Genomic DNA, 22807 nt, shown 5'->3' with positions numbered 1-22807 from the left:
TACTTATCCCTTGTACTTTTTAACGATGACACAGGCGTTGTGACCACCAAACCCAAAAGTATTACTCAGGGCTGCATTCACGGTTCGTTGCTGGGCCTTGTTGAAAGTGAAGTTCAATTTAGGATCCAGTTCCGGGTCATCGGTAAAGTGGTTAATCGTTGGGGGTACAATATCGTGCATCACGGCTTTGATACAGGCAATGGCTTCGATCACCCCGGCAGCGCCCAGGCAGTGCCCGGTCATTGACTTGGTGGAACTGATATTCAGGTTATAGGCATGTTCGCCAAATACTTGTGTAATGGCCTTTACCTCGGCTCCGTCCCCTATGGGTGTAGAGGTTCCGTGTGTATTGATATAATCGATCTCCGTAGCCTCCATTTCACCATCACGCAGGGCCGCAAGCATCACATTCCGGGCACCCAATCCTTCCGGGTGTGGGGCGGTGATGTGGTGGGCATCGGCGGTAGCGCCACCTCCTACTACTTCGCAGTAGATACGGGCACCACGTGCTTTGGCGTGTTCCAATTCTTCCAGTACCAACATACCGGCGGCTTCTCCCATCACAAAACCGTCGCGGTCTTTGTCGTAGGGGCGGCTGGCGGTTTGGGGACTATCATTCCGCTCACTCATGGCCTTCATGGCATTAAATCCTCCTACTCCTGCTTCGGAGATCACGGCCTCGCTTCCGCCGGTGAGGATGATATCGGCTTTGTTCAACCGGAGTAAGTTATAGGCCTCAATGATGGCATTGGTGCTGCTGGCGCAGGCGCTCACCACGGCAAAGTTGGGTCCGCGCAGATTATGCCGCATGGAGATCTGACCCGCCGCAATATCCAGGATCATCTTGGGAATGAAAAAAGGGTTGAAGCGAGGGGTACCATCGCCGCGGGCAAAATCTGTTACCTCATGTTGAAAGGTGATCAATCCGCCAATACCTGATGCAAAGACCACCCCTACTTTATCCGGATCGATATTATCCGGACCCAGACCTGCATCGGCCATGGCCTGGTCACTTACCACCAGGGCAAATTGGGTAAAGCGATCGATCTTGCGGGCTTCTTTTTTATCCAGGTACTGGGTAGGTTCAAAATTCTTTACTTCACAAGCAAATTTTGTCCGGAACTTACTGGCATCAAACTGGGTGATCATCGCGGCGCCGGAAACTCCATTGATCAAACTGTTCCAATATTCGTCTATCGTATTGCCAAGCGGCGTCAAGGCGCCCATCCCCGTCACAACTACTCTTTTTAATTCCATAGTGCCTGTGGATTGTTATTGTGTTAAAGATAAAACCGCCTTCGCTGTTGTAAACAGGCGGAAGGCGGATTTAATTTTATTTCCATTCAGCCCCGCAAACTGCGGGCGCAATTACTTGGCGTTTTCTTCCAGGTAAGCGACAGCCTGACCCACAGTAGTAATGGTTTCAGCCTGTTCATCGGGAATGGAGATGTTGAATTCTTTTTCGAACTCCATGATCAACTCAACGGTGTCAAGGGAATCGGCACCTAAATCATTTGTAAAAGAAGCTTCACTTGTTACTTCTGCTTCGTCTACACCTAATTTGTCTACGATGATCTTTTTTACTCGGGAGGCGATGTCTGACATGTTTCAATAATTTGGTTATTAGGGTGCAAAAATATAATTTTTGAATAAATCACAACGCAAAGGTCATTTTTTTCCTAAAAAATTGATAATTAATGACTTTTGAGGGTATTTCGGACAAATGAATAGGAAATGGCGGATTGGTCATGTTAATATGATGTTGTAAATTGAATTGATTCACCGAAACGACCCCCAAAACCAACACGGATGGCCCTTAAAATAATTGACCACGGCACCCCCGAATACCTACTCATGGTAAAGTTAAGGGACGATATCCTGCGTCGGCCGATCGGAATCCATTTTTCTAAAGAAGAATTGGAAAAAGAAAAAGAAAACCTCCTGATCGGAGCCTTTGAGGATGAAAGTATCCTGGGTTGCTGTATGTTGGTTAAAGAATCCAATGATAAAGTCCGTCTCCGGCAAATGGCCGTCCTAAACGACCTGCAAGGTAAGGGTATTGGTCGAGCAATGATCCTTTTTGCCGAAAACATCGCCCGCGACCAGGGTTATAAAGTACTCAATATGCACGCCCGCAAACCTGTAGTAGGTTTTTTTGAGAAAATGGGATATCAGGTTGTGAGTGATGAATTTCTGGAAATCTCCATTCCGCATTATGAAATGGAAAAAGCCCTCTAGGAAATAAGAAATAGAAAATAAGGAATAAGGAAGTAGAATAGCCAGGTGCGCCTACTTCCTTATTTCTTATTACTATTTGCTCCCTACTTTCTCCCGCATCAACTTACGAACACCCACCACATCTTCACAGGCATCTTTAGGCACCAGGAAAAAAGATTTGGTATCAAAATACAAATGAAAGAAATGCGGGCTCTCTACCATTTTCTTAACGGTACTCCAGGGAAAAGCACGCTGACCACGTTCATTTCCCAATGTAAATTCCTGCTCACCAAAATGCAGCGTAAAATGATCTTTGAATGTATCCGCCTTCCGGTAAATGACGAGTGGTAGCACAAACCAGATGACGATCATAAAGCCAAACCAGAGAAATGAACCAAGTAAAAAAGCAAGCGGGGTGACCTTTTTAAAAAAGAATAAAGCAGCCGAAGTCAGCGCAAATACATTGACAAGAATGAGCATGAGGCGTAACTCCTTCTGGCTGATAAAATGATAGCGCAGCGCCTGGAGCACTTTACTTTTGTCGTAGGAAAACTGAATGGTCATTTGAATAAAATTCTTTGATTTACCCTAATGGCCAAAAGCTATTAGCTATTAGCCCTTAAAATCTTCTCTTACTGAAGTTCCTTTTCCGAAACCTTCCAACTTCCATAATCCTCCCCATTCACCCCCACAAAGTTGACCTGCAAGATACGTTCCCCGGTCTTTCCGGTGATACTGATACGTCCATAATTCTGCTTTTGATCCAACCCGTAAACACGATAAGGGTTATTTTTTTCTGCGGAACCAAAAACATGGGTACCGGAGGTAAGCGGAGAAACCGTTACATCGTACAGGGGATACGTACCCGGGCGTTCCACCCGGATTACTTCGCTGTGATGACGGTCACCGGTCAGGAATACCACACCCTTGATCTTATTATCTGCTAAAAAAGCCATGAGTTCACCATATTCAACCGGAAAATCGCGCAGCTTATCAAAGGGAGAAACGGGATTTAACACCTGGCTACCCACAACTACCACCTTAAAGCTGGCCATGCTATATCGCAGGGCATTCTTCAACCAATCCATTTGTTGTTTGCCCAGCATGCGTTTATCGGGATTGGGCAGACCATTGATGCTATCGGGCATTTCATCGGCACTGCGCCAGGTGCGGTCATCCGTGAGGAAAAAATCTACATCGGAATAACTGAACTGGGTATAGATGCCTTTGCCATCCTCCCCATAGGATGGGTTACACCAATAGTTGGAAAAGACCTCCCTTGTTTTATCTTTTAAAATAAAATTTGTCCCAATATCATTCGGGCCATAGTCATGATCATCCCAGGTGGCATAGTGGGGCATCTTCTTCAGCAGGTCGCGCAATACGGGTTGCGCCCGGTCATGATGCGCCCGATACCAAAGCCCCCATTCTGCAAAATCCACATCGCGGGTGTACCAGTTATCGCCCAGCCAGAGCATGAAAGCTGAATTTTCTTTGGCCATGGTCAGGAAAATGGAGGTGTCTTTTCCATAGGGTGTGCCGGGACGGTCATAGGCAGGCTCATTAAAATAAGCACAGGAACCGGTAAGAAAGGAAAAATCCGGAGCCGGGTCTCGCCATTGCCAAAGGGTTTTTGTAGTGAAACTGCCTTTGGCGCCCGATGGTTTACCATCCACCCACCATTCATACATATAGGTAGTGGCAGGCTCAAGCCCCCCGACCAATAATTGAATGGGATTGAAATCCTGACCCAATACCCCTTTATAGGATTTGGTCTTTGCAAGCGCGGGCTCTCCTTTTTTGAAATACCGTAGGGCTACAGCCTTTACCTGTGGGGTAACCTCTACCCAGAGACGGGCTTCGCGAAGTTCAACAGGGCCCAGCATGGGACCGGCCACCAGGCCGTTTCGCTGGGAAATTGCGGACAGACCTAGTAAAAGAAATGTCAAGTAGAAAAGCAGATGTTTTTTCATGCGCAAGTGTGTTGGGGTGAAACAAAATACCGGTTCCTGGGAACCGGTATCACAATAGATCAAAGAATATCGTAGAAAAGATTACTTATTCATCATCTGTTTGGCCTCGATGCTCAGGGTGGCATGGGGCACAGCACGCAGGCGGGCCTTATCGATCAGTTTACCAGTAACCCGGCAAATACCATAGGTTTTATTCTCAATACGCATCATGGCCTTTTCCAGGTGATCAATAAAGGTGATCTGACGGCTTGCCATCTGGCTAAGCTGTTCTCTTTCCATGCTCACGCTACCATCCTCCATGGTCATATAGCGGCCTTCATCCATATCTCCGGTTTCATCCTTACGGGTGATCAGACCCTGGAGATAATTGAGCTCTTTTTTGGCTGCATCCAGTTTTTTCATGATGATCTCCCTGAATTCATTCAGGTCGGCATCACTATACCGCTGGGTAGGGCCGGTATGCTCCATATTGGGTGTATCAAGTACAGACCGCGTAAACTCAGGTTCATACTTTTTAACTGTCTTAACGGTCGTTTTAGGGATGACCACTTTCGAGGGCTTCGGGGTTTCTTTTTTCACAATGGGTTTGATTACGGGTTTTACGGAAACGAGTGATTTCGGATCGGGTGCGGAAGAAGTAGGTTTTTTTGCCACCGGTTTCGGGGCTACTACAACAGGTGCTGCCTTTTTGGGCTCTGGTTTTTTGGCCACAGGGGCAGCCGGTTTCTTAGCAATCGCTTTCTTGGGCGTGGGAGCGGGCTTTACCGGGGCCTTTTTCGCCGGGGCCTTTTTGACCGGGGCTTTCTTGGCCGGGGCAGGCTTCTTAGCAGCCGCCTTGGCGGGGGCCGCCTTTTTGGGAGCCGCTTTCTTTACCACCGCTTTTTTAGCGGGTTTGGCTGCTTTCTTGGGTGCCGCTTTTTTCTTGTTTGGCATACGCTTACCCTTTTTTAATTACCTGAACTTTAAGTGTGATCTCATTTACTTCAATATCTATACCGTCTGTCAAAACTGGTAAAATATCCAGTTTGTCTGCCAGAATTTCCGCGCAAATATAGGCATTAAACATTCCCAGCGAATTTTTCATTCCATCAGCGGCAGCTACCTTAACCTCAATGCGATCGGTGAGGTCAAACCCACTGTCCTTGCGGATCTTCTGAATCCTGTTCACAAATTCACGGGCATTCCCCTCGCTTTCCAATTCAGGACTGAGGGTGATATCCAGTGCAATGGTCAGACTGCCTTTATTGGCCACGGTCCACCCTGGGATATCTTCACTACTGATCTCGACCTCCGATAAAAGTACTGGTATTTCTTCACCATTAATGGGAATATTATACACGCCATCCCGCTCCAAAATGGTGATATCTGATTGGGTAAAGGCAGAAAGGGCGGAGGCCACCGCTTTCATGTTCGGTCCAAGCTTTTTACCCAGGGCCACAAAATTTGGTTTGATCTTTTTCTTGATGAACCCTTCTGTCTCGGTTAAATATTCTACTTCTTTAATATTTACCTCAGATTTGATCAGGTCTTCAACCTGCTTCAGCTGGGCCATCATCGCGGGATCGAGTACAGGGATCAGAACACGACGAAGGGGCTGGCGAACTTTGATATTCACCTTTTTCCGTAAGGAAAGGATCAGGGAAGAGGCATCCTGGGCCAATTGCATTCTTTCTTCCAGGGCCGTATCGATCATAGATTCATCGGCCGTGGGAAAATCTGCATGATGTACCGAATCTACTCCAAACCGGTTTGTAACAGCATTCAGGTTTTGAAAAACAGCATCACTAAAGAACGGAGAAACCGGAGCGATCAGGCGAACCAGGGTTTCCAGGCATTCATATAATGTTTGATAGGCACAAATCTTATCATGCTCATATTCCCCTTTCCAGAACCGGCGACGGCAAAGGCGAACGTACCAGTTGCTCAGGTGCTCATCCAGAAATTCCTCCACAGCCCTTCCGGCCATGGTGGGTTCATAATCATCCATAGCTCCATTTACCTTCTTGATCAATGAATGCAGGGAAGAAAGGATCCATCGGTCGATCTCGGGACGTTCAGCCAGGGGGATGTATTTTTCTTTAAAAGAAAATCCATCCACATTGGCGTAAAGGGCAAAGAACTGATAGGTATTATAAAGGGTGCCAAAGAATTTGCGTTGTACTTCCTGGATGCCGGCAATATCAAATTTCAGGTTGTCCCAGGGAGAAGCATTGGTGATGAGGTACCAACGTGTGGCATCGGCGCCATATTTCTCAATGGTCTCAAAGGGGTTCACCACATTGCCGAGGCGTTTACTCATCTTATTCCCGTTCTTATCCAGCACGAGGCCATTACTCACTACGGTTTTATAGGCCACCGAATCAAAAAGCAGGGAACCGATCGCGTGCAGGGTGTAAAACCAACCACGGGTTTGATCCACTCCTTCGGCGATGAAGTCGGCAGGAAAAATATGTGATTTTGCGGATGTCGAAGTACCTGTGGAATCTGCTTTCAGCGCATGATACTTAAAGAAATTCTCGGGGCTGAGCGGTCCAAACTTACCAGAAGAGGTATCCGGCAGGCCCCACTGCGCATAAGGCATGGCCCCAGAATCGAACCATACATCGATCAGGTCGGGTACGCGGTACATGGGCTTTCCGGAATCAGATACAAGGATGATCTCGTCAACATAGGGCTTATGAAGGTCGATGTTCCCTGCTAATTGTTTTTGGCTATTCGCTATGAGCTCCCTGGGTAAAGTATCAATGGCTTTTTGCGCCTCTTCTTTGAGTTCGGTTATGGAGCCGATGCATTTCACTTCTTCACCATCCTCACTGCGCCAGATGGGCAAGGGCGTTCCCCAATACCGCGAGCGGCTGAGGTTCCAGTCCACCATATTCTCCAGCCAGTTACCAAAGCGGCCTTCGCCAGTTGACTTCGGTTTCCAGTTAATGGTTTTGTTCAATTCCACCATACGATCCTTGATGGCCGTGGTACGTATGAACCAGGCGTCCAATGGATAATATAGTACGGGTTTATCGGTGCGCCAGCAATGGGGATAGCTATGTTCGTATTTTTCTACTTTAAAAGCGCGGTTCTCTTTCTTTAGTTTAACACTGATGTCCACATTCACATCTTCATAATCCGGTTGGTCTTTATAATTTTTGACATACCGGTTGCTGAACTCTCCCAGGCCATCGACAAATTTACCTTGCCGGTCCACCATGGTGAGGATACCAATATTGTATTTCTTCCCAACGCGAAAGTCATCAGCGCCAAAGGCAGGAGCGGTATGAACAATACCGGTACCATCTTCGGTGGTCACAAAATCACCTACCAATACCCGGAAAGGTTTTGCGCCCGGAGTAATTTCTTCGATCTGGGCTGGAGAGTTCGCTTCGTAGGGCAACAACTGTTCATAGCTACACCCTTCGATGGCCGAGCCTTTGAATTCGGTAAGGATTTGATAAGGAATATTCTTGCCGTCGTTTTTATAGGTGCTGAAATCACCTGATTCATTCTCCGGTTTGAAGTATTTACCCAACAAGGCCTTGGCCAGAATGATATGGATGGTATTGTGCAGGTAGGGATTGACCGTTTTTACCAATACATAATCAATATTACCCCCTACGGTCAGACCAAGATTGGAAGGAAGTGTCCAGGGCGTAGTGGTCCAGGCCAGAAAGAAAATTTCGTCCACCGGAGCTGCCTCAAACAAAAATGCCGACCTGTCATTCTTCACTGCTTTGAACATGGCCACACAACTGGTGTCTTTGACATCTTTATAGGTACCCGGCTGGTTGAGTTCATGTGAGCTAAGGCCTGTACCTGCTGCGGGTGAATAAGGCTGGATGCTCACACTTTCATAGAGCAGGCCTTTCTTGTATAATTCTTTTAATAACCACCAAAGGGTTTCGATGTATTCGTTCTTGAAAGTGATATAGGGATCATTCAGGTCAACCCAATAGCCCATCTTCCGGGTGATCTCATCCCATTTATCCTTATACCGCAAAACTGCCTCGCGGCATTTGCGGTTATACTCTTCAACTGTGATCTTTTTCCCGATATCTTCTTTGGTAATACCCAATTCCTTCTCTACCCCCAACTCGATCGGGAGGCCATGGGTATCCCAACCACCCTTACGGTTCACCTGGAAGCCCTTCATGGTCTTGTAGCGGCAAACCAGGTCCTTAAGTGTACGTGAAATAACGTGGTGGATACCGGGCATGCCATTGGCGCTGGGAGGCCCTTCATAAAACACAAACGGGGTAGCTCCATCTCGCAGGGACACACTTTTCTCAAAGGCCTGATTATCAGTCCATTTTTTAAGTATATCCTGCTCGATAGCGGGTAAATTCAATCCGGAAAACTCCCTATACCTCGAGGTCATTTGCGATTTTTAAGGGGGCAAAGGTAACCAGGATTTTTGGATTTCCGGTCTTGGTATTAACACGGATTACGAGGATTGCATGAGTTTTTTATTTCTCGCAGCGTACGCAAAGAGGCAACGAACGCAACGGAAGTATTAAATCCGATAATAAGGAGGCCGCTGCGCCCGAATTTTCTCTGCGTCCGCTGCGAGAAATAAAAAAATAAAATACTATCTCCCTACTACCCGCACCCAATCCACCACCATTCGGCTTTCACCTTTCTTGATGGACTCGAGGGTATTGGAAGAAAGACCGTAATAGGGTTCTTTGATCCCGTTTACTTTATAGGGGAATACGCCACCTACCGCAAAGTTGAGGATGAGGTATTTGGGGTTATCAAAGGCCCAGGTGCCAAAGAATTCGGTCATAGGCTTGGTGACCCGGAACATAGGGATCCCATCATAATAGAAGATGAGGCTGTCTGGTCCCCAATCCACCGAATAGATATGCCATTGGGTTACATCATTGCTATCCGGGAAATAATACCGGTCTACCAGACCGGCATCCCCACTATACCCTGTTCCATGCACCGCGGCGCTGGCCCAGTCGGTTTCTCCCACATACTCCATGATGTCGATTTCACCGGTGGCGGGCCATTCGCCATTGCCCAATAACCACCAGGCGGGCCAGAGACCGGCTCCGGGGCTCAGTTTGATCCGGGCAGAGGCGGTACCATAGGCAAACTGTACCTTGTTCCGGGTGTTGATACGACCGGAAACAAAATCAAATTTGCGACCGTCAGGGGTAACAAAACCGGGACGGTATTGTGGTTGTAATACCAGCGCGCCATTTTCCGCGCCCTCGTTTTTCCCATCGATCAGGTGAATGACATCGGGAGAATTAATATAGGCCTGCAATTCGTTGTTGACATGGATACCGGTTGTTTCCACACTCCATCGGGTGCTATCCAGGCCGGGGCCTGAAAAATCATCAAAGAGGATGGTCTTTACTGTATCTTTTGCCGGAGCCGCTCCATTTCCCGTAGCGGAATTGCATTGGGTGAAAAGTTGCAGGGTGATTCCTCCCAACAAGAGGCTCCATATGATCAGTTGCTGCTTTTTCATGTTGTTGGTTGAAACAGGTTTCTCGCCACGTATCGCTTATTGATAGACCCGCACATAATCGATCTCCATCTGGCTTTCGGTAAAGGCGGGATCGATAGCACCTCCAAAATTTCCTCCCATGGCGATGTTGAGAATGATAAAGAAATTCTGGTTAAAGGGCAGTGCGGGTGTATTGGTGAACGTAAAGAAGGTTACCCCATCCACCTGGAACTTGATCGAGGTGGGTGTCCATTCCACGGCATACAGGTGAAACTCTGTAGAAACATTGCTGATATTCACTGTGCCGCCAATGGCAGAACCACCGCTGGCACCGGGATAATGAACCGTGCCATAGATCTTGTTCAGGGTATTGCCTACATGTTCCATGATATCGATCTCTCCGCAGGCGGGCCAGTTCACACTCCCAATATTATTACCCAGCATCCAGATGGCAGGCCAGGTACCTCCCCCGGCTGGTAATTTGGCCCGGGCTTCGATCTTGCCGTATTTAAAGGAATATTTATCCTTGGATAACAGGCGTGCTGAAGTATAAGGGCTGCCGCTAAATGTTTCCTTTTTTAAAATGATCTTCAAGGTACCACCAGAGACCACTGCATTATCCAATCGGTTGGTATAGTACTGTACTTCGTTATTGCCCCATCCGCCAGCACCCAGGTCATATCCCCATTTGGCCGGATTGGGTGCACCTGGTGCGTCAAACTCATCTGACCATACAAGGGTCAATGTCACTGTAACGGTTACCTGGATAGAGGTAGATACTGTTTGCCCACTTGCACTTCGTGCTGTAACTGTAACAGTATAGGTACCCGAAGCCGGATATTTATACGTGACCGTACCTGAACTGACAGTTTGAAAAACTCCATTCCCAAATCCATACTCATAGCTTACTGCATTGGTAGCCGTAGCCACAAACTGGACGTTCCCGCTATTATCGGTACTCACATTGGCTGTTACCTGCAGGTTGGAGGGAGGAAGGTCATCGGTACCATTTCCCTTTTTCTTGCAGGAAAATGCAAGAAGGACTAAGGAGGAGATCAGAAAAGTTAGTTTTCGCATGATGCACAGGTTTAAGGACATAATGAAATTTGATGTCGGATGTCGGATGTTGGATGTTGGATTGTAATTATTCCCTGTTTTCTAACATCCGACATCTAACATCAATTTATGGTTTTGGTTTCAGGATCTGATACCATGAATTCCCGTCAATGCCAATATTCCGCAGGTTCATGCTTGTATTGGAAATGGAGAGGATCTCATACATTGTTCCGCCAGTACCGAAGTTAATGATCCCATTCCCTGGAACCATGAACTGAATCTGGGTGGAGACAGCGCTGGTAGAACCTGAAGTTGCCTGCATAAAGGTCAATTGTTTATTACCTCCTGTACTGGTACCATAGCAGCCATCCCCTCCGGCAAATCCATAGAAAGGAACAGACGCTCCAATCGAGAAGGATTGTCCTTTATTGTCTACGCTCATGAAGATACGTCCATTGGCATCTTTGCTAAAGGTGATCTCATCATCGTAGGCACAGGCTTCGCGGGTATTAGGAGGAGCAGCATACCAGATCGGTGAAAAGGCATCCGATGGTCCTACACCAAAATGTCCGGGGGCATCTTTATCCGTTACCCAAACCCGTGATGTACCCGTTGTAAGGGCGGCTACGATCTCGGCCGGGATTTCAAACGCTACAAACACACGGATCCGTTTGCTGAGGGTTGTAGTAGTACCCCCTTTACCGATCGCGTTGACGGTAATGGTGTAGTCAAAAGTGCCGGGATTATTATACTTATAGGTGATATCACCACCGGGAACCATTTTACTGATACCATCGCCAAAGTCGATCTTATAGGTGAGGGCATCTGTAGCTGAAACGGTCACTTGTACCAGTCCTGAGCCATCGCCATCCGGATTGGAGGCATTTACCCCGGTAATGGCCGTGGTGATGGTAAGACCTTCAGGTGACTTGAGCGTACCAAAGGAATATTCTTCCTTCTTGCAACTGATGATGGTGAGTACCCCCATCAGGAACAGAACGCCGATTGCTTTTATTTTAGTTACCATGATCTGTCTTTTATAGTTAGTTAAGTTTGATATCGTCAAAATAGAATGTGAAGTTGGCAGAGCCATCACCGACAGTACCCAGGTCAAAGATCAAAACGATCTTCTGATAGGTGTTGGCCAGGTTGATACCGGAGTAATCAAACGTGAGTTCCTCCCAGGCATTGGCCACGGTGGTGGTCACTTCTTTTTCAAAGCTGATACCGCCATTGGTTTGGTTCTCTACTTTCAATAATACTTTAGCACCAACCCGGGGAGAGTACACTTTCATTTTGAAAGTAGTGCCTGCTCCAAAATTGATGGGATTGGTCAAACCGATCCAGCTGCCACCCCAGGGTTGACCGGCATTTTTGATCATGCGTCCCACTGCGGTGCTGGTGTTGATCCCACCCGGGTGCGGGTTGGCGATCACACTGGCATCTCCACCATCGAAATTGGTAAAGGAATAGGTGAGCGTAGTGGATTCAAAATCCAGGGGCAGGGCGATATCCGTTGAAGCAGCAGTAGCTACCAGTCGGATATCATCAAAATAGAAGGTAAAGTTGGCCGATCCGTCTCCCACAGTTCCCAATTCAAATATCAGCACAATGCGGTCGTAGCTCTGGGCGGTATTGATCGCGGTATAATCAAATACCAGATCTTCCCAGCCATTCGCTACCGTGGTGGTCACTTCCTTCTCATAGTTCTGTGCAGCATTGGCGCTATTCTCCACTTTGAGGAGCACTTTTGCACCTACCCGGGGAGAATACACTTTCATCCGGAAGTATTTGTTGGTAAAATCAATGGGACCGTTCAGGGTAATAAAGGAACCACCCCAGGGTTGTCCATTGTTTTTGATCATGCGTCCAACCTTTGCACTGGTATTGATGCCACCTGATTGTGGATTGGCAATCACCGATGCATCACCACCGTCAAAATTGGTAAAATTGTAGGTCAGTGATGTCGATTCAAAATCCAGAGGCAGGCTGATAGCGGGAGGAGGTGTGCTCACCAGGCGGATATCATCAAACAGGAAGGTAAAGTTGGACGTTCCATCGCCAGCTGTACCGAGTTCAAAGATCAAAACGATATGGTGATACTCATTGGCCGTATTGATCGCTGTATAATCAAACAACAGGTCTTCCCAGGCATTCGCCACTGTCGTGGTCACTTCCTTCTCATAGGCAATGGCGCCATTGGAAGCATTCTCTACTTTCAGGAGCACTTTGGCGCCTACGCGGGGAGAAAATACTTTCATCAGGAAATACTTGTTCGTGGAGAAGTCGATCGCACTACCCAGTCCGATCCAGCTTCCACCCCAGACCTGTCCGGGATTTTTGATCATGCGTCCCACTTTAGCACTGGTATTGATACCACCGATCTGTGGGTTGGCGATCACACTGGCATCACCTCCATCAAAATTGTTGAATGTGTAATTGATGGTCGATGACTCAAAGGTCAATGGCAACAAAACGGGATCCACAATGCTCATCACTTGCGAATATTCAGTCGTTGCTGCACCTCCACTCAGGGCCACCACTTTAATTGTATAGTCGCCAACAGCCGCATAGGTGTGGCTGACGGTCTGGCCTTCGATAAAGGTGATGGGCACTTCATTGGGCACATCGCCAAAATAAACCCTGAAGTTGGTCTCATAGGTTGCGGTCGCTGATACATTTACTTTAAAATTGTTATTGGGGTCGATGGCCATTGTTACATCGAGGTTCTCAGGTGCCCGGAAGGACACGGTGAGTTGCTGGGTGAACTCGGTGGTTTTGCCGGTGATCCCATAGGCCACGATCTTCACCGGGTATTGCCCTTCGGCATAGCGGTGTGTGGTGTTCTTACCAGGGCTCACTTTGGCAGGAACCGTTGTTCCATCGCCATAATATACTTCGTAGGATGATACCCCTTCTCCATTGGGTGTGATCGTCACATTTCCCGTATTGTCCTGTGTGATCTCAAACAGGACGGAGAGGTTGGCCGGCGCGGTGCCACTGGCCACCAGCGAAAGGTCATCAAACTCTTCGCGGGTGCAGCTAACCGTAAAGGCCAGCATCATCAGTAATCCAGATAAAATCTTTATTGTTCTCATACAATCGTTTTTTGGTGGGGCTTAGTATCCATCATTTTGTGCAATACCAGAAATTTCCACTTCTTGTTGAGGAATGGGGAATACTTCATGTTTACCAGGAACAAAACCAGCTATTGTACCCGCTGCTTTTCCGGTGCGTACCAGGTCAAAGAAACGGTCTCCTTCCATGGCCAGTTCCAGTCTGCGCTCGGTCAATATCGCCTCATACAAGGCATTGCCTGTTGAAGTGATGTCATGGAGATTGTCTCCAAAGGCCCGGCGACGAACCAGATTGAGGTAGGTCTGTGCCTTGGCATCATTGGGAGCGGATGCTTTATTGAAAGCTTCAGCAGCCATCAACAATACATCGGCATACCGTATGGTGCGATAGTTGTTCAGGTAATTCAACTCGATCTGACCAGAGGTTTGTCCCTTTCTGGGATGGTATTTCTGGTTATACAAACCGGTATTTTTATACGGAGCTACCTGGTAGGTAATATTGTACGAAGGATTGGCGGCTTTATAGGCCTCAATATCAAGAATGGTCGCATCCTTGCGCTGGTCACCGGCTGTATAGGCATTCGCCAGGTTCTGGGTGGGAAGATTGGTACTCCAACCAGAGGCATAAGGCATATCTGCCGAACCATTCAGGCCCCGGATACCACACTGTTGAACAGAGAGGTTGCCCTGACCACGGGTGACTCCACCCCAGTTATAATAAGGAGAGCCATTACTGTACTGAATCTCGAATACGGATTCAGGTCCATTCTCACCGGTTGACAGGAACATGGCAGCGAAATTGGATACCAGCGAAAAAGCATTGGATGTGATGACATTGTCCAGCGTGGAAGCGGCCAGGTCATATTTCTGCTGATACAGATAGACCTTACCCAGCAAGGCCTGTGCGGCATACTTGGTGATCCGTCCTTTCTCTACCTGCACGGCAGGCAGTACAGCGATCGCACTGGTAAGATCGGCTTCGATAGCAGCATACACATCGGCTTTGGAAGCACGACTTAACTGACGTGAATCGCTAAGCGACAACCGACGATCGGTAAAGAGTGGCACATCGCCAAAAAACTTTACAAGATGGAAATAATAGTAGGCGCGAAGAAAATATACTTCACCATACAACGCGTCCTTTCCGGCAAAATTGATGGTTTCGCCAGCAAGGTTTTTATCCTTATACTGGTGCATATAGTTCGCCCGGTTGATGCCTTCATAAGCGGCCTGCCACAATTCGGTCAATTGTGAATTGACCGGTGTATGGGTATAATCATCGATCTGCTGTAAGGCCAGTACGTCGGAGGCATTCTCTCCTCCGCTTACGGCATTGTCAGACGCGATCTCACCAACCACTACGGCCTGGTTAAGCCATTGAATCGGGGTATATACGCTTACCGCCATGGTGCGGTAATCGCTTTCAGACTTGAGATAATCCAATTCCGTTGTGCGGAAATCATCATGCGGATTATAATCAAGCCATTTTTTACAGGAGGTGAACGTGGTAAACACGAGCACCAGTCCTGCGGTCAATATGGAAAATTTGTTCCTTTTCATATCATTACACTTAAAGAGTTAAAGTTTGATATCAATACCCAATGCATAGGTGCGCGCTTGCGGATAAGCACCGCGATCCACACCTGTATCCAGGATACCACCGGGGATCTCAGGATCATAACCGGAGTATTTGGTAAAGGTGAACGCATTTTTAACCTGAGCATAAACCCGTAGTCCGGTAAATACTTTACCGATCATGCTTTTCGGGAAAGTATAGCCCAATTGCAGGTTTTTGATTTTCACAAATGAACCATCTTCCACAAAGCGATCGGATACCCGGATATTGCTATTGGCATCGGTAAATGAATAGCGGGGGTTCCGTGCATCATTGGTAGTGCCGGGACCTGTCCAACGAGCCAGCACAGACCTGAACTTATTGGAATAGTTCGCATTCCGTTCAAAGGCACGGTAGATATCATTGCCAACGGAAGCGTAAGTAAAGGCGGTGAAATCAAATCCTTTGAACTCGAGGTTGAGGTTCCAACCCATGGTAAAGTCAGGGAAAGGATCACCGATCTTAACCATGTCCTCCGAATTGATCACATTGTCCTTATTCATATCGACAAAACGGATATCACCAGGTTGTGCGCCGGGTTGCAGGGCCCAGGCAGCTACATCGGCGGTGGTTTGGAACAGTCCATCGGTTTTATAACCGTAGAAATAACCAGGTGTTTCACCTTTTTCAAATACGGTCACTGTTTGCGATTGGCCGTTGAAATAACCTCCACCTAAGATGCGGGCTGTACCATCATCATTGGTAGCTGTAACTTTATTGGTAGCTGTAGTGAAAGTAACAGTGGTATTGAGTTTGAAATCTTTACCAAATGAATTATTGTATCCTAAGGTAACATCAAACCCTTTGCTCTCGGTAGATCCGATATTGGCGGTAGGGATAGGAACGGTACCCAGATAAAGGGAAGCAGAGGGTGTAAAGAGGAGACCATCTACTGATTTCTGGAAATAATCGGCGGACAAAGAGAACCGGCGATCATTAAAGGTCATATCAAAACCAAAGTTGGCCTGGAGTTGTTTCTCCCAGCGAAGGGCATCATTGGCGGCTGATCCAACGGTTGAACCGGGATAGAAGATATCGCCAAATGTATAGCCGTTACTGTTTGCCGTGGAACCATAGCTGGGTCCGCCGGTAACTATACCCACAAACTGGGGATCCACATTCTCATTCCCGATCGATCCATAACTACCCCTGATTTTGAGGAAGTCGATGAAATCCGATTGGAAAAAGTCTTCGCGGGTAACTACCCAACCCAATGAACCAGAGAAGAAGTTCGCATACTTATTCTCGGTACCAAAGGCATAGGAACCGTCGCGGCGGGCGGTAAAGGAAGCCAGGTATTTGTCTTTATAATCATAATTGACCCGGGCAAAATAAGAAAGGTTGCGACGGAAATACTGGTAATAATAACCGGTAAGGGCATTGCTGTTGGTGGCATTGTTCTGTCCGGTTGCGGCGGTGAAGTCGGCAAATTCCCAGCTATTGAAGGGAACATCCTGACGACTGGCACCGGCTGCATTTCCTGAAATGCGGGCAAGGGAGAAACCAAGTACGGTTTCAAACTGATGGTCCTCCTTGATATTGAAATTGTAATTGGCAAAGGATTCCCAGGTATAGTTGAAGTTGCTGGTCTTCTCGTGTGAAACACTATTGTGTTTACCCAGTACGGTAGACCCATCCGCATTCATGGTATTTTCCACGTTATTCAATCCGTAAAATACCAGGGGCGTGAAGGATTTGGCATTCCCGTCATATTTGGTATATCCAAAGCGGGTGGAGAGTTTCAGGTTTTTGATCACATCATACTGTAGCTCAAATTTTCCATAGATCTTGGTCCCTGAATTCTTATTAAAGGTATTGTCGAGTTTGGTCAGCGGATTGAATATCTCGGAAAGAAGCAGGTTGCTGAACCCGTATTTACCCACGGTATTGGGAACTGTATTCAGTACCGGTACGGTAGGATCAAAGTTCAGGGCGCTTCCGATGATGCTGTTAAAGGAGTTTTCCTGTATACCTTTTCCATCGAGCAGAACACCCGAGGTGTTCATGATGAATTTCAGTTTTTTGGAAAGGTCAAACTGCAGGTTGGCGGTCAGGTTACCCCGGTTGAAACGGGATTTATCATAACCACCTACGATACCACCCTGACTGAGGAAGCCACCGGAGAGGAAATAAGACATCCTGTCCCCGCCACCACGTACACTGATATTGTGGGATTGCATCGGGGCTGTTTCAAAGATCTCTTTTTGCCAATTTGTGCCTACTCCTAATGCAGACAGATCGGGGAAGATGATATCCCCACCCGATACGGTGCTGCCTTCATTGATCATGGCGGCATATTCGGAGGCATTCAGCACACCTATATAGTTCATCACTTCCTGTACACCATAATTACTGCTGATGGTGATATCGGGTTTAGCGGTGCGGCGACCTGATTTGGTGGTCACCACGATCACCCCGTTACCCCCTTTCACCCCATAAATGGCGGTGGTGGCGGCATCCTTCAATACACTAATGGACTCGATATCCGAGGCATTGATGGAATTCAGGTCGGTGAGGGTTTGAGGCACACCATCTACGATCACTACCGGGTCAGTTCCCGAGAAAGAGGGGATACCACGGATCAAAACGGTGGGTTTTGAACCGGGCGAACCACCCTGGATCACGTTAACACCAGCGGCGCGTCCCTGTAAGGCTTCTTCGGCACGTACCGGGCGCAGTTTTTCAATATCACCACTTTTGATCGTGGAAATAGCACCGGATACTTTGGTAACCCGTTGGGTTCCATAGCCTACTACCACTACATCTGCAAGTGTGGTAGTTACGCTTTCAGTAAGTGAAAAAGTCATGTCGCCGCTCGCAGGCACTGTGAGCTCCTGGGATGTGTACCCTACATAGGATACCACGAGTATCGTACCCGTGCCGGGTACGGTCAGGGTAAATGAGCCATCTGCACCAGTGGTAGTGGCTGCGCCACCGCCTTTCACCTGTACAGAAGCGCCGGACAATGGTTGCCCATCAGACCGACCGGTCACTTTACCTTTTACCGTGATCTGCTGTGCCAGGGTTACCAGGCTGATCAACAGGACCAGTACGGTAGCCAGCCCTTGTTTGAATTTCATTTTCATAAACAGCAATTTTTATTCATTATGCTTGTAGATTATAGGACAAAATGACAGCAAGCATTCCATCATTTGGTTTGGAATAAATTGTTTCGTTCAAAAAAAAATGGAAAATGTGGACTATACCAATGGCATAGCAAAGGAGGGGAATAAGCATTCATACGCAAGCAGTTTAAGTACAAAATTGACCCCAACAAGGGCCGATTTCAGGATTTGTGAAATTAAATCACCAATTTTTTGAAGGCAAATTTTAAGGTACATCCCTACTACACAGATATGCTAAATCCTTATATTTGAGTATATTTTTCTACATCTGGACTACATCTAAAGGCCGGATATAGATACAAATCTCAGATGTATGGCCAAAAAGCTATTACTTCAACTCCTGGTCGCCGGATGTATCCAACGTACGGCTGGTCAGTCCTATATCGCCCAAAAAGAGGTGATCAATTTCTCCAAACAGACCTATAAGGCAGGCTCGCAGAACTGGGATATTAGACAGGATTCCTCCGGTCGTATCTATATTGCTAATAATGAAGGGGTTTTAACTTTTGACGGTACCTATTGGAAATTGTATCCTCTTCCAAACAAGACCATTGTCCGATCGATCGAGTTTGGAAAGGATCATCGGCTCTATGTTGGGGGGCAGGATGAGATTGGTTATTTCTCCCCTGATAAAGCTGGCAAACTGACATTTACCTCTTTAAAGGAATTGCTCCCTCCTACCGACCGCGATTTCTCAGATGTATGGGATATCGTATGCTTTAATAATGATGTTTTTTTTCGTTCCAATTATAAGATCATCCGGTATGCTGAAAACCGGATGACCGTTCACCCTCCGCTTTCCTCCTGGTTGTTCATTGGGGTCCATGCCGGCCAACTGATCGCCCATGACGAAAAGAACGGGTTGTTGAGTTTTTCCGGTGGAAAATGGAATACCCTGATCGAAAGGAGCCAGCTACCGGATGACCTGTTTATCACATCAATCGCCCAGCTTTCCGCCGACACCAGCCTGATCGCAACCTCGGGAAGAGGTCTTTTTTTATTGACAGGCAAAGCTCTTATCCCTTTTGTTCTGCAGCATCCGCAGGTCGATAACCGCCAGAATTTTTCATCCTGCATCATATTTGACCGTAACAATTTTCTGATCGGCACCTATTCAAATGGGATGTACCATACCGATGGTAGCGGGAATGTGATTGAAATGTTTTCGAAAAAGGAAGGTTTGCAAAACAGTAATATCCGTACGCTATTTCTTGACCGTGACCGAAATATCTGGATGGGTCTGGACAATGGCCTGGATTATATTGCCTATAATAATGCCGTTACCCATATCAATCCCGCCTTGTTCAATGACGGGGGTGGATTCTCCCTGACCTCGCATGAAAACCGGATGATCTTTGGGTTATCAACCGGTGTGTTTGCCGTACCATTTATACGTGGTGGTGATTTGAGTTATACCCCTAACCGGGTGAAGATGCTGGCCGGAGGCCAGACCTGGCAGATAACTACAGTGAGCGGTGACCTGCTGGTTGGCCGGGATGATGGTTTCTACAGACTTCAAGGCGATCAACTGGTCCTCCAATCAAGGACCAGTGGATTCTGGGATTTTAAAGGCCTTTCCTTTCCTGGCTATGAAGGCAAGATCGTAGCCGGTAATTACAACGGGATAAACGTCTATGAAAAAAAGGGGGATCAATTTTTTGATCAGGGAGCGCTGAGTACCTACAACAGTTCGGCCCGGTATATTGTCATCGACAAATCCTTTATCTGGATCTCTCATCCCTATCGGGGGGTATATAAAATTGACCCGCGCGATTCTTCGGTAAGACTTTATACGGAAAAGAATGGCCTGCCTTCAACCCTGAACAACCAGGTGTATTATATTGGTAAAGGTCTGGTGGTGGCAACCGAAAAGGGCATTTACCAATACGACACCAAAACCGATCGGTTTATTCGCTCCCCAACCTATGAAGCCTTGTTTGGTGAAACGAGTCTGCGCTATCTGCAGGAGGACAAAGAAGGAAATATCTGGTTTGTCCATGAAAAAAGTCCGGGTGTCCTTGATTTTTCCGGGCCTAAACCTCAACTTTTTTATCTTCCTGAATTAAAGGGCCGAATTCTGAGTGGGTTTGAACAGGTGTATCCGTTTGACCCGGAGAATGTATTTATTGGCGGGGAAAGAGGGTTCTATCATGTCAATTACCAGAAGTACCGCGAAAATATTCGTCCCATACAGGTTCATATCCGATCAGTAAAAGCCGTGGCGGATACTGATTCACTTTTATTTGGCGGATATTTTACCGATAATCATTCTCTCACCCCATCCGCCGATGCCAGTCGTGTAGAGATCCCCTATCGCTGGAACTCATTTGTATTTGAGTTCTCCTCCCCGCTCTTTGCCCAGCATTCCTCCATTGAATACAGTTATAAACTGGAGGGATTTGATGAAGAATGGTCGCCCTGGTCGGGTAAAACCGATAAGGAATACACCAAGCTGCCAGCTGGTACTTATACCTTCCGGGTCAAAGCAAGGAGTCATTTAAACAATGAATCGCCGGAAAACAGTTACCGTTTTACCGTATTACCCCCCTGGTATCAAACCACCTGGGCAAGGGGTATTTATGTCTTGTTGATCCTGGCCGCTGCCTATCTCTATTATAAATGGCAGGAGAAGAAACATATCCAGAAACAGGAACGCCGGTTTGAAGAGGAAAAAGCCCGGTACGAAGAAGAGCAAAAGCGAATGGCCTATCTGCACCAGCTGGAGTTGGAAAAATCGGAGAAAGAGTTGGCACAGCTAAAAAATGAAAAACTGGAAGCCGAGATCGAATTCAAGAATGCAGAACTTGCTTCGAGTACGATGAACCTGGTACAGAAAAAAGAATTCATCCTCAAATTCAAGGAAGAACTGCAACACCTCAACAGACATGGCAAAGAGATCGTGGAAACGGCCGAACTAAAAAAGCTGATCCGGGTCATTTCAGAAGAGGAGAAACTGAACGATGAGTGGGAACACTTCTCTGTCCATTTTAATAAAGTACACGGTGATTTTCTGGTATTGTTAAAAGAGAAATACCCTGACCTGAAACCGCATGAACTAAAACTCTGTGCCTACCTGCGTATGAACCTCTCGAGTAAGGAGATCGCCCAGCTAATGAGTATCTCTGTGCGGGGCGTGGAGATCAGCCGGTACAGGCTACGAAAAAAATTACAGATACCGACGGAGATGAACCTGTTTCAGTTCTTATTCGATCTGCAAATGGAGAAAAAATGATCTTATTAAAGAATAGTATTACCGCAGAGAACATGAGAACACGGAGCTACGCAGAGATATTCACACCTTAACAACTATTGTTAAAAGCGATTAATTAATTTTCTCTGCGTAACTCCGTGTTCTCATGTTCTCTGCGGTTAGAAACTTAGATCAAAAATTTCCCTATCTCCGCCGTTATCTTCCTCCGCACTTCTTCCTCCTTATACCCCTTCTCCACCGCCTCTTTGCCCAGTATGATCAGGTACTCATGCAGCATCTTCCCCCCGACCTTATTCTGTAAAGTTATCCGGTTGCGGGAGTTCAGAATATCGGCCCAAACACTCCTTACCTGTGACCAATAGAATTTATTTTTCTCCCAATAGTCTAACGCCAGGGAACATTCTTTCTCTTCGATCTTTCTATAGGTATTCCACCCCTTCTCTTCCACAAGCAGTTTATCCTTTCCATCCTGGCGAAGGATCTTTCGGTTATCCTGTTCATGCAGGTATCCGCTATCTGTAAAGGTCAGACGGTTGGTGCGACGAAGAATATTGTAATCATTTCGAACGGAATATTCACGACGGGGTAAAGGCGCATCCGTTGTGTTCTGCCAAACCATATGTCCGTCGAGCTCCACAAAGGCACTCCATCCCTGATAGCGCGGCTCATCCGCAACTTCCCAAACAGTTTGCACCCATTTACCTTTTACTTTATCCGCCGGAATCTGTTCTTTTACCCAGGTGCGTTCACCAATATATTTCCAGATCACGGTAGCTTCGTATTCCCATTCTTCGCGCCAGTGTTTGACGATCATGGTTGGCGATACGACCAACAGGTGCTGGATCACTACTTTTTTATCACTTACCTCTATGGGGAGGGCCAGTTCAGCTGTGCCTCCGATCTCTTCTCTTTCATGAAATTTATATTGATGATCGGGAGAAAAGGTTTCTGCATATTTAAAATCCACCTCAAAGCATCCGCAGAGTTTATCGATCTGCTGGCGGTTATTTACCTGGGCCTGGGATGCAAGGGTAACGGCTATGGCTATGCCTGAAAGAAGTCTTCTGTGCATTTCGTTTCA

15 protein-coding genes are annotated in these 22807 nt (G+C 47.1%); 2 read left to right on the top strand and 13 right to left on the bottom strand.

The features are described from left to right. Positions 1-3 precede the first annotated feature (3 nt). Together fabF and J0M30_05505 are read right to left on the bottom strand one after the other, a co-directional pair. Complete coding sequence (gene fabF, locus J0M30_05510; GenBank protein ID MBN8666943.1) at positions 4-1257, bottom strand: beta-ketoacyl-ACP synthase II; 1254 nt, start codon at positions 1255-1257, stop codon at positions 4-6. A 111-nt stretch (positions 1258-1368) separates the two neighbouring features. Further along, positions 1369-1605, bottom strand: coding sequence for an acyl carrier protein (locus tag J0M30_05505; GenBank protein ID MBN8666942.1), 237 nt, complete (start codon positions 1603-1605; stop codon positions 1369-1371). A gap of 204 nt (positions 1606-1809) precedes the next feature. Between J0M30_05505 and J0M30_05500 the strand changes: the two genes are divergently transcribed. Next, positions 1810-2238, top strand: a complete 429-nt coding sequence (locus J0M30_05500; GenBank protein ID MBN8666941.1) for a GNAT family N-acetyltransferase — start codon at positions 1810-1812, stop codon at positions 2236-2238. 72 nt (positions 2239-2310) lie between these two features. On the opposite strand, the gene J0M30_05495 is transcribed toward J0M30_05500, so the two are convergent. The 10 genes from J0M30_05495 to J0M30_05450 all read right to left on the bottom strand — a co-directional run bounded on the left by J0M30_05495 (position 2311) and on the right by J0M30_05450 (position 18476). Next, positions 2311-2781 carry a YcxB family protein gene (locus J0M30_05495; protein MBN8666940.1) on the bottom strand — a complete coding sequence of 157 codons (471 nt, stop codon included), beginning with the start codon at positions 2779-2781 and terminating at the stop codon, positions 2311-2313. Between the two features lie 68 nt (positions 2782-2849). Then, positions 2850-4190, bottom strand: coding sequence for an alkaline phosphatase family protein (locus J0M30_05490; GenBank protein MBN8666939.1), 1341 nt, complete (start codon positions 4188-4190; stop codon positions 2850-2852). Positions 4191-4271: 81 nt separating this feature from the next. After that, a complete protein-coding gene (locus J0M30_05485; GenBank protein MBN8666938.1) occupies positions 4272-5123 on the bottom strand; it encodes a TraR/DksA C4-type zinc finger protein in 852 nt (283 codons plus the stop codon). Positions 5124-5127: 4 nt separating this feature from the next. Further along, positions 5128-8559: an isoleucine--tRNA ligase gene (locus tag J0M30_05480; GenBank protein MBN8666937.1), complete on the bottom strand. Its 3432-nt coding sequence runs from the start codon at positions 8557-8559 to the stop codon at positions 5128-5130. Between the two features lie 210 nt (positions 8560-8769). Then, a complete protein-coding gene (locus J0M30_05475; protein MBN8666936.1) occupies positions 8770-9663 on the bottom strand; it encodes a glycoside hydrolase family 16 protein in 894 nt (297 codons plus the stop codon). A 36-nt stretch (positions 9664-9699) separates the two neighbouring features. Then, positions 9700-10719: a family 16 glycosylhydrolase gene (locus J0M30_05470; GenBank protein ID MBN8666935.1), complete on the bottom strand. Its 1020-nt coding sequence runs from the start codon at positions 10717-10719 to the stop codon at positions 9700-9702. A gap of 106 nt (positions 10720-10825) precedes the next feature. Then, on the bottom strand, positions 10826-11725 hold the full coding sequence (locus J0M30_05465; GenBank protein MBN8666934.1) for a PKD domain-containing protein: 900 nt from the start codon (positions 11723-11725) through the stop codon (positions 10826-10828). A gap of 16 nt (positions 11726-11741) precedes the next feature. Further along, positions 11742-13796, bottom strand: coding sequence for a hypothetical protein (locus J0M30_05460; protein ID MBN8666933.1), 2055 nt, complete (start codon positions 13794-13796; stop codon positions 11742-11744). Between the two features lie 21 nt (positions 13797-13817). Continuing rightward, complete coding sequence (locus J0M30_05455; GenBank protein ID MBN8666932.1) at positions 13818-15335, bottom strand: RagB/SusD family nutrient uptake outer membrane protein; 1518 nt, start codon at positions 15333-15335, stop codon at positions 13818-13820. Positions 15336-15353: 18 nt separating this feature from the next. Continuing rightward, the gene (locus J0M30_05450; protein MBN8666931.1) at positions 15354-18476 is read right to left on the bottom strand and encodes a TonB-dependent receptor; all 3123 of its coding nucleotides are present in this window, start codon (positions 18474-18476) and stop codon (positions 15354-15356) included. 352 nt (positions 18477-18828) lie between these two features. Between J0M30_05450 and J0M30_05445 the strand changes: the two genes are divergently transcribed. Then, positions 18829-21747, top strand: a complete 2919-nt coding sequence (locus tag J0M30_05445; GenBank protein ID MBN8666930.1) for a hypothetical protein — start codon at positions 18829-18831, stop codon at positions 21745-21747. 145 nt (positions 21748-21892) lie between these two features. On the opposite strand, the gene J0M30_05440 is transcribed toward J0M30_05445, so the two are convergent. Further along, positions 21893-22798: a hypothetical protein gene (locus tag J0M30_05440; GenBank protein MBN8666929.1), complete on the bottom strand. Its 906-nt coding sequence runs from the start codon at positions 22796-22798 to the stop codon at positions 21893-21895. Positions 22799-22807: the final 9 nt, after the last annotated feature.

Source organism: Chitinophagales bacterium, assembly GCA_017303415.1.
Taxonomy (GTDB): domain Bacteria; phylum Bacteroidota; class Bacteroidia; order Chitinophagales; family Chitinophagaceae; genus SpSt-398.
The sequence above is the reverse complement of the archived record's forward strand: the minus strand, read 5'-3'. Positions and strand labels throughout refer to the sequence as shown.